This is a genomic window from Cryobacterium sp. SO2 (genome assembly GCF_026151165.2).
Classification (GTDB): Bacteria; Actinomycetota; Actinomycetes; order Actinomycetales; family Microbacteriaceae; genus Cryobacterium.
This window is the reverse complement of sequence record NZ_CP117849.1, coordinates 885,074-899,486: the sequence shown is the minus strand read 5'-3', so window position 1 is coordinate 899,486 and position 14,413 is coordinate 885,074. Positions and strand designations below refer to the sequence as shown.

Sequence of the window (14,413 nt, the reverse complement as noted above, 5' to 3'; positions counted from 1 at the left end):
GCCTATGGTTGCTGCAGAGAGACGGAGCGGTCAGCTCCGCACCGTAAATCACTCGGGGCAGCCACCCCGGGCACGAACAGGGAGACCGACCCATGAGCGATTCCGCAGACTGGAAGTTCGAAACCAAGCAGGTCCACTCCGGGGCCCGCCCCGACCCCGTCACCAACGCGCGGGCCACGCCGATCTACCAGACCACCTCCTACGTCTTCAACAGCGCAGAGCACGCCCAGAACCTGTTCGCGCTGGCCGAATTCGGCAACATCTACACCCGCATCCAGAACCCGACCCAGGCCGTGGTCGAGGAGCGCGTCGCCGCGCTCGAGGGCGGCACCGGCGCGCTGCTGGTGGCCAGTGGCCAGGCGGCGTCGACCTTCGCCGTGCTCAACATCGCCCAGGCCGGCGACCACATCGTGTCGTCCAGCTCGATCTACGGCGGCACGTACAACCTCTTCAAGTACACCCTCGCCAAGCTCGGCATCGAGACCACCTTCGTCGAGGACCAGGACGACGCGGCCGAGTGGGCGCGCGCGGTGCGGCCCAACACCAAGCTGTTCTTCGCCGAGACCATCGGCAACCCCAAGATCAACGTCCTCGACATCGCGCTCGTCGCCGAGGTCGCGCACACCAACGGGGTGCCGCTCATCGTCGACAACACCATCGCGACGCCCTACCTGATCCGCCCGTTCGAGCACGGGGCCGACATCGTCGTGCACTCGGCCACCAAGTTCCTCGGCGGCCACGGCACGATCATCGGCGGCGTGGTCGTCGACGGCGGCCTGTTCGAGTGGTCGGCCAACGTCGAGAAGTTCCCGGGGCTCACCGAACCCGACCCGTCGTACCACGGCGCCAGCTACACCACCGCGGTCGGCGACGCCCTCGCCTACATCATCAAGGCCCGCGTGCAGCTGCTGCGCGACCTGGGCAGCGCCATCGCCCCGGCGAGCGCCTGGCAGCTCATCCAGGGCATCGAGACGCTGAGCCTCCGCCTCGAGAGGCACGTGTCCAACGCGCAGGCGATCGCCGAGTTCCTCGAGAACCACCCCGACATCGCGTCGGTCAACTACGCCGGCCTGCCGTCCAGCCCCTGGTACGCCGCGGCCAACAAGTACGCCCCGCTGGGCGTCGGCGCCGTGCTCTCGTTCGAGCTCAAGGGCGGGGTGGATGCCGGCCGCGCGCTGGTGGACAACCTCACGCTGTTCAGCCACCTGGCCAACATCGGCGACGTGCGCTCGCTGGTGATCCACCCGGCCTCCACCACGCACGCGCAGCTCACGCCGGAGCAGCAGCTCACCGCCGGTGTGACGCCGGGCCTGGTGCGGCTCTCGGTGGGCATCGAGAACCTCGCCGACCTCACGGCCGACCTCGAGGCCGGCCTCGCGGCCGCCAGAGCCGTGGTCGCCGCGTCCCGCGCGAACGCGTAGCGGCTGTGTGACGTAACAAACCCCGGCTCCGCAGCATTACTGGCCACAATGGAGCCGTATGGAATGGCAATTCTCCGAGGACACCGTCCCGTCCACCTTCGTCACTGACGCACAGGTGCGCTCGCTGCTGGGCAAACCGCCCGTGACGGGCGGATGGCGGGACGGTGACCCCGTCGGGGCGCGCCGTTTCCTCGACATCGGGGCCCTGGACCTGGAGGCGGGCGGTCGCCTCGGCGCGGCGCGGATCGCCTATGAGACCTGGGGTGAGCTCTCCCCCGCGGGTGACAACGCCGTGCTCGTGCTGCACGCCCTCACCGGAGACAGTCACCTGGTCGGCGCGTCCGGGCCGGGGCATCCGACCGCCGGTTGGTGGAGCGGCATCGTCGGTCCCGGCCTGGCCATCGACACCGACCGCTGGTTCGTGGTCGCGCCGAACATGCTCGGCGGCTGCCAGGGCAGCACCGGGCCGGGTTCCCTCGCCCCGGACGGCTCCGAGTGGGGGCCCCGGTTCCCGTACCTGACCATCCGCGACCAGGTCGCCGCGCAGGTCGCGTTCAGCGACCGGCTCGGCATCGACCGGTGGGCCGCCATCATCGGCGGGTCGATGGGCGGCATGCACGTGCTCGAATGGGGCATCGACCAGCCCGACCGGGTCGCCCGGCTGGGCGTCCTGGCCGCTCCGCCGGTCACCACCGCCGATCAGGTCGCCCTCAACTCGGTGCAGATCGAGGCCATCCGCACCGACCCGTTGTTCCGGGCGGGTGACTACTACGACGCCGATCCCGGCGACGGCCCGAGCCGCGGCCTGGCCCTGGCCCGGCGGATGGCGCTGCTGAACTACCGCAGCCCCTCCGAGCTCAATGTGCGCTTCGAACGCAGCTGGCAGAGCGACATCAGCCCGCTCGGCGGAAACGGCCGGTTCGCCGTCGAGTCGTACCTCGACTTCCACGGCAACAAGTTCACCCGCCGGTTCGACGCGAACAGTTACATCACCCTGGTCGAATCGATGAATTCGCACGACATCGGCCGAGGCCGCGGCGGGGTCGCGGCAGCCCTGGGGCGCATCCAGGCGCGCACCCTCGTTGTCGGCATCGACAGCGACAGGTTGTTCCCCGTCGAGGGACAGCGGGTCATCGCGGCGGGAGTGCCGCACGCGCTCGGTGTCGGGCCGGTGCCCGGCACGCCCGTCGTGCTCGAGTCCGGTTACGGCCACGACGGATTCCTGATCGAGAACGCGGCCATCGGCGCACAGTTGCGGCGGCTGCTCGACTGACCAGGCTGCCGGCGGTGCGACGGCGGCGGGTTGACAGCAGCGCTGTTCGGGAGAAGTCTGAGTGAATTCGGCCCGCGCGGAAAGGATCCGTCGTCATGAAACCCGGCCCCCTGATCATGCTGCTGATCGGCACAATCCTTACTCTGCTCGGTGTCGGGCTTGTCACGGTCGGCACAATCGCAGCGATAGCCAATGGGGCCCAGGGCCAGAACGGCTACTTCACCAGCCGCTCCGCGTCGTTCGCGACAGAGAGCTATGCCCTCACCAGCCCGCCCCTCGGACCGGTCACCAGCACAGACACCCCGGCCCCGCTCAACCTGGACATCGCCAGGATCAGGCTGGAGGCGACGGGCTCCGACTCTGCCGCGGTGTTCATCGGGATCGCCCCGCAAGCCGATGTCGACGACTACCTCGCCGGAGTCGCCCACTCCGAGGTGCGCAGCATCCAGACCAACCCGTTCCGGGTGCGGTACAGGGACATCGCGGGGTCGGAGCGCCCCGCGGCACCGGCGCAGCAGGACATCTGGGTGGCGTCGGCGGCCGGGCCGGGCACCCAGGACATCACCTGGCAGGTGCAGCCCGGCTCATGGGCCGTCGTGGTGATGAACGCCGATGCCAGCCGCCCCGTCGACGTCGAGCTCCGCGCCGGGGTGCGCAGTGGGCTGCTGGCTCCCGCCGCGGCGGTGCTGTTGGCGATCGGCATCCTCACCCTGATCATCGGACTGGTGCTGGTGGTGCTGGGCGTCATCGGGCTGGGCCGCGGAGGGCCGGCGCCGTCGAGCCGCACCGGACCGGCCGCACCGGCTGTGCCGGCCGTGCCGACTGACCCCGACCGGCCGGGCGCCGACTACCCCGCCCGGCTGAACGGCGGACTGGACCCCGACCTGTCGCGGGCGCTCTGGCTGGTCAAGTGGATTCTGGTGATCCCACACGTGATCGTGCTGTTCTTCCTCTGGGTCGGTTTCGCGGTGAGCACGATCGTGGCCGGCTTCGCCATCCTCTTCACCGGCCGGTACCCGCGTGCCATCTTCAACTACAACGTGGGCGTGCTGCGCTGGAACTGGCGGGTGGGCTTCTACGCGTACTCCGCGCTCGGCACCGACAGGTACCCGCCGTTCAGCCTCGCTGCCACCGACTACCCCGCAGACTTCGAAGTGGACTACCCCGAGCGGCTCTCACACGGGCTGGTGCTGGTGAAGTGGTGGCTCCTGGCGATCCCGCACCTGCTCATCGTGGCGATCATCACGGGCGGCACGCAGGCCTGGACACGGAGCACGGCCGACGGTTGGACCAGGACCACCGGCTTCTCCCTCCTCGGGCTGCTCGTGCTCATCGCCGCCGTGATCCTGCTGTTCAGCGGGCGGTACCGGCGCGGTCTCTTCAACTTCATCCTCGGCCTCAATCGCTGGGTCTACCGGGTGATCGTCTACACGGCCCTGATGCGCGACGAGTACCCGCCGTTCCGGCTGGACCAGGGACCGGTCGACCCCGGCACTATCGTTGCGCCCCATGACGGTCGATAGGCAGGGCGCAGCCTCCGCGGTCCGCCCGCACCCCGACGACAGGTTCCTGCGGTACTGGCTCTTCTGGGTCAGTCTCGGCGAGAGTGTCGGCTTCCTCGCCCCCGCGCTGGCCCAGCTGGCTTTCGGCGACGCGCCCGTCCGGGTTCCGGCGCTGATCCTCGCCGGGGCGCTGGAGGGAACAGTTCTGGGCTGGACCCAGGCGACGGTGCTCCGCAGCCGGATACCCGCGCTGTCCAGGTCCCGCTGGGTGGGCGCCACCGCCATCGGCGCCTCGGTGGCGTGGTTCATCGGCCTGCTGCCGGCCGAATGGGCCGATGTCTGGCAGCGCTGGCCGGCACCCGCACAACTCGGCGTCGGTCTGGCCGCCGGGGTGCTGCTGCTCACCAGCATCGGCATCGCCCAGTGGACGGAGCTGAAGAGGCACCGGCGGGCCGCCGGCTGGTGGATCGCCGGCAGCGCGGCGGCCTGGTGCGCCGGACTGGCGGTCTTTTTCGCTGTCGCGACTCCGCTGTGGCAACCTGGCCAATCGGCCGCCGTCGTCCTGCTGATCGGCATGCTCGCCGGGGTCCTCATGGCGGTCGGCATGGCTCTCACCAGCGGGCTGGTCCTTGTGGGCATACTGCGAACCAAAAGTCCTAGTCAACCGGTCTAAAAGACAACGAGGCCGCTAGGGTGCTGTTAGAGCACTCACGAGGAGCCAGCATCCATGCCACGCATCGCCAAAGAGCGAGACCGCGTCCTTCGCCGGGCCGCCCGGGTGACCGGCGCGGCAGGATCGGTGACGACGCTCGCCTACCTCGCGGTTCCCGGCGGTGTCAGGGTGCCGGTGGTCCTGGTGGTCGTGCCGCTGACGCTGCTGATCCTCGGCTGCCAGTATCTGCTCGGCCGCACCGGCGCCATCCGCTGGATCGTACCGATCGTGGTGCTGGGCACCGCCATCGTGCTCCTCGTCGGGCTCATGTCGACGGCGCAGATCGGCCTCAACGTGGTCGAGGAAGCCGTCATCGGCAGTGTCGCCGCCGCGATGGTCAGCTGCGTCGCCCCCGTCCTGGTCGTCGGGCCGCGCCGCCAGATCGTGCTCTTCGCCTCCTTCGGCATCACGGTGGCCAGCGTCTCCCTGGTCACGATCTCGGCCGGCGGCTCTGTGCTGCCCCTCGCCCTCACCGTGTGCGGCTGGGCGGCGCTGTCGCTGGGCGGCTGGTGGATCGCCCAGAGCGTCCCCCGCGTGCTGCAGCGCATCGCGGCGATCGGCCGGGCCCACCAGGCCGAACGGCACGCCAGCGAGCTGGAGGCACAACGCCGGCAGGGTGCCAGGCTGCTGCACGACACCGTCCTGGCCACCCTCACCCTGCTCGCGCACTCCGGTGTCGGAGTGAGCCCGGCCGCCCTCCGGCAGCAGTCCGGCGACGACGCCCGGCTGCTGCGCCAGCTGCGGCTGGGCGGACTGCCCACCCCCAGCCGCTCCGGCGTGTACACCCTTGAGCCGGCGAGCACGTCGACCCTGGGCAGCACCCTGGAGTCGGTCAAGCAACGCTTCGGCCGGATGGGCCTCGAGGTGGACTGGCACGGCAGCGGCCAGGTGCTGCTGCCCAGCGACGTGCTCGATTCGTTCCTGCTGGCCCTGGGCGAGTGCCTGGAGAACGTCCGCCGGCACTCCGGCGTCACCCGCGCCGACGTCACGATCTCCGACGACGACACCACGGTGCGTGCCATGGTCACGGATGCCGGCAAGGGCTTCGATCTCACAGCCGTCAGCACCGAACGGCTCGGATTCGCCGAATCCGTGGTGGCCAGGCTGCGCGATGTCGGCGGCAGCGCTCGCCTGTTCTCCTCCCCCGGGTCCGGCACCACGGTGGTCCTCGAGGTGCCCAAGTGATGCCCGGAGCCGTGTCAGTGGAGGCCGGCAACGGCCCCGCCGAACGAGCCCACCGGCAGCTGCTCGATGACCAGCGCGACGAGAGACGGCGCACCTTCCGCCGGCCCCAGCGCACCGTCGACACCACCCGTGCGAACCGCACCGGCCTCGGCGGTCGCCACCTCGGCGTCGGCGTCTCGCTGAGCGGAGCGTTCGTCGCCCTCTTCCTGCTCTGGCGTTTCGCGGTGCAGTGGGAGCTCTACCCGAACCCGATGCCCACACTGGTCGCGTGGGCGGTCCTGCTCGCCGCCGGCGCCGCCACCCTGGTCGCCATCAACCGGCTGCCCAACCGGATGCCCACCTGGTTGTTCCTCACCGTTCTGGCCACCGGCGAACTCATCGTGGGTCTCGACCTGGCCGGCTACGGCCGGGGCGATGCCGTCGGCACCTTCCCCACGGCCGCGGCCGCCGTCGGCGCGCTGTTCACCGTCCTCGTCACCGTGCGGCGCGGACGCGACATCGTGGCGGCGACCCTCGTGCTCGGCGCCGTCGTTGCGGCAGGGTCGCTCACGGCCGCGCGCACCGATTCGCTGGTCCTGGCTCCCGCGATCCTCACAATCGGGCTGTGCATCTTCCCCCCATTGCTGGGGGTATCCGTTGTGCGCGTCTTCCGGCGGATGGTGCAGCGCGAACTCGACCTGGTGCTCGTGCAGAGCACCGTCACCCAGTCCTCGTCGGCGGTCGGCATGCTGGCGTCCGAGGAGCTCGCTCGCATCGACCTCGACGCCGAGACACTGCTCGATGACGTTGCCACAGGCCGCACCGCCCTGCCGTTGAGCGCCGCGAAGTCAGCGGCGGCCGCGGCACTGGCCACCCAGCTGCGCCTGCATCTCATCGAGGGACGCCGGGAAACCTGGCTGCACCACGCGCTCACCGAGTCCGAGTTTCTCGGCCCCGCCGTGAACCTCGACGACCCCGCCGGGCTGGCCGGCCAGCTCTCCCCGGTGCAGCGGGACGCCCTTCTTCTGGCAATATGGCTTCTGATCAGCGACACGGATGGGGCGGAGCCGACGGTTTCGCTTGTGTTCGGGCCGTTGGGCCGCACCAGCGGCCACGCCATCGGCGAGATGTTGCGGTTTCCGATCCAGATTGTCATCGAGGGCGTACCTCGGCGGCGCGTCGACCCGGAGACGTGGCAGGCGATCCGAGCGGTCGGCCCTCATATCGATTCGGTACGAAGTGGACAACTCCACGTCGATATCGAATGCAGTATTGACAATCCCGCGGATGCGTAGCCGCGCCAGCCGGCGCGAGTGCCATTTGACGGGGGAACAAGGCAACAGGAGGCAGCAGTGACGAACGCAGCAGTGACGCTCATCGGCAATCCCATCCGGTTGGCGCTGGTAGATGATCATCGAATGCTCCTCGGGGCACTGACCGAATGGATCAGGGGCGCAGCGGACGACATCAACATGGTCGCCGCCGTGACCACCTGGCCGGAGCTCCTCACCCACCCGGAGTTCCCCGTCGACGTTGTGCTCCTGGACCTCGACCTCAAGGACAACATCCCGGTGTCGCTGAAGATCTCCACCCTCAAGACGGCGGGGGTGAAAACGGTCCTGATGAGCACGTACTCCGAACCGGCCCTCGTGCGTGAGGCCCTGGCCGCCGGGGCGCTGGGCTACCTCGTGAAGACCGAGGAGGCCGGCACGATCGTCGACGCCATCCACGCCGCCAATGAGGGCGAGTCGTACATCTCGGCCGAACTCGACCTCGCCCTGCACAGCGGGTCGGCCGGCACCTCGCCGCGGCTCAGCGCCCAGGAACGCCGGGTCATGGCGTTGTACGGAGCCGGGGAGCCGGTCAAGGCCGTCGCGCACCAGCTCGGCATCTCCGAGGAGACGGCGAAGTCGTACCTCAAGCGGATCCGCGAGAAGTACCGCCTGGCCGGATTCGACGTGGGCACCAAGGTCGCGCTGCGCAAGCGCGCCATCCACGACGGTATCCTGCTGCAGTCGGACTAGACGGCACGGCGGCGCCGACCACCTCAGTTCGGGCTGATGACGTCGATCAGCTGCGTCCCGTAGGGCACGTCCACGCCGCGGCGCCGACGGTTGCGGTCGATGGCGAACGTCGCCGCGGCCAGCCCGACCCCCAGCACGCTCAGGCCGAAGCCGACCCAGATCGGCGCCAGGTAGCCGAGCCCGGCGGCGACCACGACCCCGCCCAGGTACGCACCCAGTGCGTTGCCGAGGTTGAGCGCCGAGTGGTTGAGGGCGGCCGCGATCGACTGGCTTTCGTGCGCGACATCCATCAGCCGGGTCTGGATGGTCGGCGACAGCGCCGACGCCGACCCGCCGACCAGGAACACGCCGATCAGCAGCCCGGCCAGGGTCTGCGCGGAGAAAGCCAGCAGCAGCAGCGCCGCGAGCATCACCCCGAAGAACGTGTACATGGTGCGCCGCACACTGCGGTCGGCGAGCGCGCCGCCGACGAAGTTGCCCACCGTCATGCCCAGGCCCACCACCACGAGCACCAGCGGCACCGCCACGGCGGGTAGTCCGGTGATCTCGATCACGAGGGGCGCCACGTAGGTGTAGACGGCGAACAGGCCGCCGAAGCCGACGGCCCCGATCAACAGCGCGAACCACACCTGCAGACGACCGAAGGCTCGCAATTCGCTCCGCATGGTGGCGCCAGGGTTGCCGGACTGGAACGGCACCGCCGCGATCACGGCGACGAACGTCACGGCGAACAGGGCGGCGACCGCCACGTATGACACCCGCCAGCCGGCGACCTGCCCGAGCCAGGTGATCGACGGCACCCCGATGACGTTGGCGATGGTGAGCCCCGACAGCACGATGGCCACCCCGCGGGCCCGTTTGCCCGGCCCCATCAGCTCGGCCGCGACGAGCGACGCGATCCCGAAGTAGGCTCCGTGCGGCAGCGCGGACACGAACCGGGCCACCAGCACCAGGCCGAAGCTGGGCAGCAGCGCGGAGGCGAGCGTGGCAACCGTGAAGGCCGCGAGCAGGGCCAGCAGCAGCTGCTTGCGGGGCCATCTGGCCGCCGCCGCCGCGATGGTGGGCGCCCCGACCACCACGCCGAGGGCATAGGCGGAGATCAGCCAGCCGGCCTGCGCGTTCGCGGCGTCCGGCGACGACGCGTACAGGCCGGGCAGCAGGTCGGCGGCCAGGTTCGGCAGCAGCCCCATCGCCACGAACTCCGTCGAGCCGATCGCGAAGCCGCCGAGCGCGAGCGCGAGCAGGGCAAGACGGATGCGGGCCGGCGACAGGGGCGCCGCCCCTGAGGAAGTTGAGGGCATCGACCCAGACTACGGGCCGACTGTGCCGGCCGGGTTACGCGCCGGCGGGCGCCCCGTCGGCGGACTCCTCGATGGCCGCCTCGAGCCGCTCGAGCTTGGCGGTCAGTTCGCCGGTGTAGCCGGGGCGGATATCCGCCTTGAGCACCAGGGACACCCGCGTGCCGAACGCGCCGACGGCATCCGTGGCGGCTTTGACGACGGCGAACACCTCGTCCCAGTCACCCTCGATGGTGGTGAACATGGAGTCGGTGTGGTGGGGCAGGCCGGATTCGCGCACCACCCGCACGGCGGCGGCCACGGCGTCGTGCACGGAATCGGAGTGACCGCCGGAGGGGGCGACTGAGAATGCGACAAGCACGATGATTACTCCTTCAGGATCGGACGGTGCCGGTCGGCACCGGGTACGGGGGTGGCGGTGCCGAGCTTCCAGACGCGCACGCCCATCCACACCAGCAGCACCAGTTCGAGCAGGTTCCGCAGCGACAACACGAACACCATGGTGGGGGTCGTGGCGAGCAGGCCGTTGTAGAAGTACGGGTAGACCAGCTGGGTGAGTCCGGCCACCACGAGGGCCACGGCCGCAGGTCCCCGCCAGGCGCGCGGCCAGGACACCAGGCCGAGGATGATCGGCGCGGCCAGCCAGGTCATGAACTGGGGCGAGCCGACCTTGTTGATGGAGATGAGCGTGAGCACCAGCGCGAGGAGCAACGGCGGGAACAACACATCCACGCTCGCGCCGGCGCGCTGGGCCCGCCAGCCCAGCAGCAGCACCGCGGCGACGCAGAGCACCAGCAGCGGGGTCATCAACGCGATCGCGGCGTCGGTGCCCGCACCGATGACCTGGTAGGTCAGGATCTCCTGGTCGTAGTAGACCACGGTGCCGGGGAACCCGAGAGCGGATGACCACAGCCACCAGGAGGCCACGGGGGCTTCGATCTGCAGACCCCGGTCGGTCTGCTCGGTGACGAAGCTGAGGATGGTGAGCCCACTGCCGGCCAGCATGGCCACGCCGATGATGATCGCCGAGGTGCCGGCGAATGCGCCGATCACCTGCCAGCGCCGCTTCGACGCCACGGCGAGGGCGATGATCGCCGCGACCGGCCAGACCTTCACCCAGGTGGCCACGCTCAACAGCACCGCGCCCCAGAACGGCCGGGTACGCAGCCACAGCAGTCCGAGGATCGCCAGCGGCGCCGTCACCGAATCGATCCGGGCGAGCCCGACGGGTCCGAGCAGCAGCAGGAAGGCCAGCCACCACCACGCGGCGGCGGCCGCGGCCCGGCCGGGCCGGCGGCCGATCAGCACGCCGAACGCTACGCCGTTGAGGAGAGTCACCAGGCCCAGCCAGGTGAGCGCGTACAGCGGCGCGCCGAAAACCAGCGCCGCGAGGATCGGGGCGAGGGCCAGGATCGGGTAGACGAAGTCGGTGTCGATGCCCAGCCGCACGGCCCCGGACACCGTGCCCTCTGCCCAGCCCAGGTAGACCCGCTCCACATCGCCGAGCGGCCAGCCGATCCCGCTCAGGTTGAGTGCGACGAGCACGACATGCACGAGCACAAAACCGGCCCAGAGGGTCACGGGTCGGCGGAGCAGCGACCGCGACGCCGGTGTCACGGCCGGGCGGGCGGGAGGCGGGGATTCGGGCACGTTCCACTGTGGCACAGGGGCGCGGCTGCCAGGCACGGCGACGTGGGGCACCGGCTCAGGCCAGCAGCGCCGCGATCGTCGCCGGAACCGCCTCGGCGATGTCCAGCGCCACGATGGGTCCGCCGCCCGAGGCCCGGCTGGCTGCGGACGCGTGCAGGAACGCCGCCGTGGCCGCCAGGGCCGCCAGGGCGTCGGCATCCGCGTCGATGCGTGCGGCGTGGGTCGCCAACAGGGCGCCGAGGATGCCACCGAGCACGTCCCCCGACCCGGCCGTCGCCAACCAGGGCGGCGCCCCGGACACCGTCAACCGAATCCCCGACGGTGAGGCGAGGTAGGTCGTGCCGCCCTTCAGCAGTACGGTCACCCCCAGCAGACCGGCGGCACGGATGGCCCACTCCCCCGGATCCCGCGCGATCTCCTCCGCCTGCACGGTCTCACCGGAGCGGGCGAGCAGCCCGGCCAGTTCCCGGTAGTGCGGGGTGATCACCCTCGCGCCGGTGCCGGCGGCGACAAGGTCGAGCGCGCCGGCGTCGAGCACGGTCGGCAAGCCCTGCCGCAACGCCTTCTGCAGGCGCGTCGTGGTCTCCGCACTGCGCGCGCCGGCGTCCATCCCCGAGCCCAGCAGCCACGCCTGCACCCGTCCGTCCGCGGTCACCACCTCCGGGCGGCGCTGCAGCACCAGGGCGGCGACCCGCTTGGGTCCGAGGTAGCGCAGCATGCCGACGCCGGTGCGGCTCGCGGCCTCAACCCCGAGAACCGCGGCACCGGGGTACGCGGTGGACCCGGTCCGCACGCCGAGCACGCCGCGACTGTACTTGTCGTCGGTGGCCTGCGGCACCGCGATCCAGTCGCGCGCCTGCTCGGCTTCCCATTCCAGCCATCGTCGTGGTTTCGCCATGCACTCACGATAGGTTGTTTCGGTGTCTGAAACCTGCGCAGCCCCCGCCGTCTCGCTCTTCGACCCGATCACACTGCGTGGCGTCGACATCCGCAATCGGCTCTGGGTCGCGCCCATGTGCCAGTACTCGGTGCAGCAGCGCGACGGCGTTCCCACCGACTGGCATCTTGTGCACCTCGGGTCGCTGGCCGCCGGCGGTGCGGGCCTGATTGTGGCGGAGGCGACGGCGGTCAGCCCGGAGGGTCGCATCACCGACCGGGACACCGGCCTCTGGAACGACGAGCAGACCGCGGCCTGGGCACGCATCGTCGCCCATCTGCACGCCCAGGGTGCGGCCGCCGGTGTGCAACTCGCCCACGCCGGACGCAAGGCCTCCACCTGGCCGGCCTGGGGCGCCTCGGAGCGCGGCACGGTACCCACCGCCCAGGGCGGCTGGCCCACCCTCGCTCCCTCTGCCGTCCCCTTCCCCGGCTATGCCGACCCGGCGCCGCTGGACCCGGCCGGCATCGATGCCGTCGTCGCGGACTTCGTCGCCGCGGCGAGGCGCGCCCTCACCGCCGGTTTCGACGTGCTCGAACTGCATGCCGCGCACGGCTACCTCCTGCACCAGTTCCTGTCCCCGCTCAGCAACCGGCGCACCGACGAGTTCGGCGGGTCGCTGCAGAACCGCGCCAGGCTGCTGCTGCGCGTCGTGGCGGCCGTCCGCGCCGAGGTGGGCGAGAGTGTTCCGCTGCTCGTGCGGTTCTCGGCCACCGACTACGCGGTGGACGGCTGGAGCGTGGAGGAGACCGCTGTCGTCGCCGGCTGGGCCGCCGAGGCGGGTGCCGACTTCTTCGACATCTCCTCCGGCGGCAACGTCACCGGTGTGAGCATCCCGCTCGCGCCCGGCTACCAGGTTCCGCTGGCGCGATTCGTGAAGGACAACGCCGCTGTGCCGGTGAACGCCGTCGGCCTGATCACCACGGCCAGCCAGGCCAACGCGATCGTCGCGTCCGGCGCGGCGGATGCCGTGATGCTCGGCCGAGAGTTCCTGCGCGACCCGCATTTCCCCCTGCGGGCAGCGCATGAACTCGGCGTGCAGCTGGACTACTGGCCCGGCCAATACCTGCGGGCGGCCTGGCCCGAGCTGTAGAGAGCTAGAGCTCTTGGCCCACTAGAGCTCCTGGGCCACACAAATGATGTTGCCCTCAGAGTCCTTGAACCACGCGGCGCGTTCCTGGTCGGTGGTGGCGATGCCGTTCTCGGTCTTCAGCCCCGGCATGTCGTATTCCTCGAACACCACGCCGGCCTCACGCAACCGCGCGACCTCGGCGTTGACGTCCTTGGCCATCCAGAGCAGGGCCGTGTTCTTGGCCGTGCCCGCGTTCTCGGTCTCGTAGACCAGGACCTCGGCGCCGGACGGGGCGCGGAAACGCATCTCCCCCTCGCGCACGTCAACGGGCTCCAGGCCCAGCTTCTCCTTGTAGAACGACCGTGCCCGCTTGATGTCCCTGGCCGGCAGGACAGCGGCCGGTTCCAATTGACTCAACATGAGATGACCTCACTTCCTTTTCTGCCGATCAGCGTACGCCGCGCGTGCCGGGGCGGCGAGGGCCGGATCGCCCAGCGGTAAAATGGCTCAAATGACCTCTTCCACGCCGGCCGACATCCGCCTCATCGCCTCCGACATGGACGGCACTCTGCTCGACGCCGACGGGCAGGTGCCCGAGAACTTCTGGCCGGTGCTCGACCGGCTGCTGGCGGCCGGGATCGTCTTCGTGCCGGCGAGCGGACGCCAGTACCAGACCCTGCAGGCCGTCTTCGGCGACAGGGCCGGGCTGGTCTACATCGCCGAGAACGGCACGAATATCGTGCAGGACGGCACCACCATCGCCTTGGAGACCGTCGTCCCTGCGATCATCGCCCCCGTCGTCGAGTGGGTGCGCTCCACGGCCGCCGCCGGCGCCGACCTCGGCATCGTCCTGTGCGGCGCCCGGAGTGCTTATATCGAACGCGACGACGAGGCGTTCGTCGCCCACGTCCGCCCGTACTACGCGGCCCTCGAGATCGTCGACGACGTGCTGGCAGCCGCGGCGGCCGACGACGTGCTCAAGCTCGCCATCTTCGACGCCGGCCGGGCGGAGACCCGAACCGGGCCTGCCGTGCTCGCCCTCGGCCTGCCCGCCGACGTCGTCATCTCCGGCGAGAACTGGGTCGACATCATGCGCCCTGGCGCCAACAAGGGCAAGGCGCTGATCCAGCTGCAGAAGCACCTCGGCATCAGCCGGGAACAGACCATGGCGTTCGGTGACTACCTCAACGACACCGAGTTGCTCGACGCGGCGGGGCACTCCTACGCGGTCGCCAACGCGCACCAGAGCATCCGTGCCCGCGCCAGGCACCAGGCACCGTCGAACCTCGACGAGGGCGTCATCACGAGCATCCTCGCCGCACTGCCGAACCTCGCGCCCGAGCTGGCTTGACAGCAGCCT

Annotated in this window: 14 protein-coding genes; 9 read left to right on the top strand and 5 right to left on the bottom strand. The window is 70.4% G+C overall.

From position 1 onward, the window contains the following. The first annotated feature begins 92 nt into the window (after nt 1-92). The 7 genes from BJQ94_RS04060 (at nt 93) to BJQ94_RS04030 (ending at nt 8,096) form a co-directional block, all read left to right on the top strand. Nucleotides 93-1,421: a bifunctional o-acetylhomoserine/o-acetylserine sulfhydrylase gene (locus BJQ94_RS04060; protein WP_265400794.1), complete on the top strand. Its 1,329-nt coding sequence runs from the start codon at nt 93-95 to the stop codon at nt 1,419-1,421. Between the two features lie 58 nt (nt 1,422-1,479). Next, nucleotides 1,480-2,694, top strand: a complete 1,215-nt coding sequence (locus tag BJQ94_RS04055) for a homoserine O-acetyltransferase (protein WP_265400793.1) — start codon at nt 1,480-1,482, stop codon at nt 2,692-2,694. Between the two features lie 95 nt (nt 2,695-2,789). Then, on the top strand, nt 2,790-4,217 hold the full coding sequence (locus BJQ94_RS04050; RefSeq protein WP_265400792.1) for a DUF4389 domain-containing protein: 1,428 nt from the start codon (nt 2,790-2,792) through the stop codon (nt 4,215-4,217). After that, nucleotides 4,204-4,869, top strand: a complete 666-nt coding sequence (locus tag BJQ94_RS04045) for a hypothetical protein (RefSeq protein ID WP_265400791.1) — start codon at nt 4,204-4,206, stop codon at nt 4,867-4,869. Before BJQ94_RS04050 ends, BJQ94_RS04045 begins: the two co-directional genes overlap by 14 nt. Before the next feature lie 54 nt (nt 4,870-4,923). Further along, on the top strand, nt 4,924-6,093 hold the full coding sequence (locus tag BJQ94_RS04040; RefSeq protein WP_265400790.1) for an ATP-binding protein: 1,170 nt from the start codon (nt 4,924-4,926) through the stop codon (nt 6,091-6,093). Continuing rightward, entirely contained in the window at nt 6,093-7,367 is a 1,275-nt protein-coding gene (locus BJQ94_RS04035) for a hypothetical protein (RefSeq protein WP_265400789.1), read from the top strand. Before BJQ94_RS04040 ends, BJQ94_RS04035 begins: the two co-directional genes overlap by 1 nt. Before the next feature lie 57 nt (nt 7,368-7,424). Further along, nucleotides 7,425-8,096, top strand: coding sequence for a response regulator transcription factor (locus tag BJQ94_RS04030; protein WP_265400788.1), 672 nt, complete (start codon nt 7,425-7,427; stop codon nt 8,094-8,096). Nucleotides 8,097-8,119: 23 nt separating this feature from the next. On the opposite strand, the gene BJQ94_RS04025 is transcribed toward BJQ94_RS04030, so the two are convergent. Genes BJQ94_RS04025 through BJQ94_RS04010 form a run of 4 tightly spaced genes read right to left on the bottom strand, consistent with a single transcriptional unit; the run spans nt 8,120 to nt 11,942 of the window. Next, entirely contained in the window at nt 8,120-9,397 is a 1,278-nt protein-coding gene (locus BJQ94_RS04025) for an MFS transporter (RefSeq protein WP_265400787.1), read from the bottom strand. Between the two features lie 34 nt (nt 9,398-9,431). After that, complete coding sequence (locus tag BJQ94_RS04020) at nt 9,432-9,755, bottom strand: thiamine-binding protein (protein ID WP_265400786.1); 324 nt, start codon at nt 9,753-9,755, stop codon at nt 9,432-9,434. 5 nt (nt 9,756-9,760) lie between these two features. Next, entirely contained in the window at nt 9,761-11,044 is a 1,284-nt protein-coding gene (locus BJQ94_RS04015) for a glycosyltransferase 87 family protein (RefSeq protein WP_265400785.1), read from the bottom strand. Nucleotides 11,045-11,099: 55 nt separating this feature from the next. Continuing rightward, entirely contained in the window at nt 11,100-11,942 is an 843-nt protein-coding gene (locus BJQ94_RS04010; RefSeq protein WP_265400784.1) for an ADP/ATP-dependent (S)-NAD(P)H-hydrate dehydratase, read from the bottom strand. A gap of 22 nt (nt 11,943-11,964) precedes the next feature. Here BJQ94_RS04010 and BJQ94_RS04005 point away from each other — a divergent pair, with 22 nt between their 5' ends. Further along, nucleotides 11,965-13,074, top strand: coding sequence for an NADH:flavin oxidoreductase/NADH oxidase (locus tag BJQ94_RS04005; protein WP_265400783.1), 1,110 nt, complete (start codon nt 11,965-11,967; stop codon nt 13,072-13,074). A 21-nt stretch (nt 13,075-13,095) separates the two neighbouring features. On the opposite strand, the gene BJQ94_RS04000 is transcribed toward BJQ94_RS04005, so the two are convergent. Beyond that, nucleotides 13,096-13,473 (bottom strand): VOC family protein, encoded by a 378-nt coding sequence (locus BJQ94_RS04000; protein ID WP_265400782.1) that lies wholly within the window; start codon nt 13,471-13,473, stop codon nt 13,096-13,098. 91 nt (nt 13,474-13,564) lie between these two features. On the opposite strand from BJQ94_RS04000, the gene BJQ94_RS03995 reads away from it, so the two are divergent. After that, complete coding sequence (locus tag BJQ94_RS03995; protein ID WP_265400781.1) at nt 13,565-14,404, top strand: Cof-type HAD-IIB family hydrolase; 840 nt, start codon at nt 13,565-13,567, stop codon at nt 14,402-14,404. The last annotated feature ends 9 nt before the right edge of the window (nt 14,405-14,413 follow it).

Excerpts from the sequence above, each read along its gene's own strand:
- BJQ94_RS04040 (WP_265400790.1), top strand. The coding sequence starts at position 4,924 with ATGCCACGCATCGCCAAAGAGCGAGACCGCGTCCTTCGCCGGGCCGCC.
- BJQ94_RS03995 (WP_265400781.1), top strand. The coding sequence starts at position 13,565 with ATGACCTCTTCCACGCCGGCCGACATCCGCCTCATCGCCTCCGACATG.
- BJQ94_RS04060 (WP_265400794.1), top strand. The coding sequence starts at position 93 with ATGAGCGATTCCGCAGACTGGAAGTTCGAAACCAAGCAGGTCCACTCC.
- BJQ94_RS04045 (WP_265400791.1), top strand. The coding sequence starts at position 4,204 with ATGACGGTCGATAGGCAGGGCGCAGCCTCCGCGGTCCGCCCGCACCCC.
- BJQ94_RS04055 (WP_265400793.1), top strand. The coding sequence starts at position 1,480 with ATGGAATGGCAATTCTCCGAGGACACCGTCCCGTCCACCTTCGTCACT.
- BJQ94_RS04050 (WP_265400792.1), top strand. The coding sequence starts at position 2,790 with ATGAAACCCGGCCCCCTGATCATGCTGCTGATCGGCACAATCCTTACT.
- BJQ94_RS04010 (WP_265400784.1), bottom strand. The coding sequence starts at position 11,942 with ATGGCGAAACCACGACGATGGCTGGAATGGGAAGCCGAGCAGGCGCGC.
- BJQ94_RS04035 (WP_265400789.1), top strand. The coding sequence starts at position 6,093 with ATGCCCGGAGCCGTGTCAGTGGAGGCCGGCAACGGCCCCGCCGAACGA.
- BJQ94_RS04025 (WP_265400787.1), bottom strand. The coding sequence starts at position 9,397 with ATGCCCTCAACTTCCTCAGGGGCGGCGCCCCTGTCGCCGGCCCGCATC.
- BJQ94_RS04000 (WP_265400782.1), bottom strand. The coding sequence starts at position 13,473 with ATGTTGAGTCAATTGGAACCGGCCGCTGTCCTGCCGGCCAGGGACATC.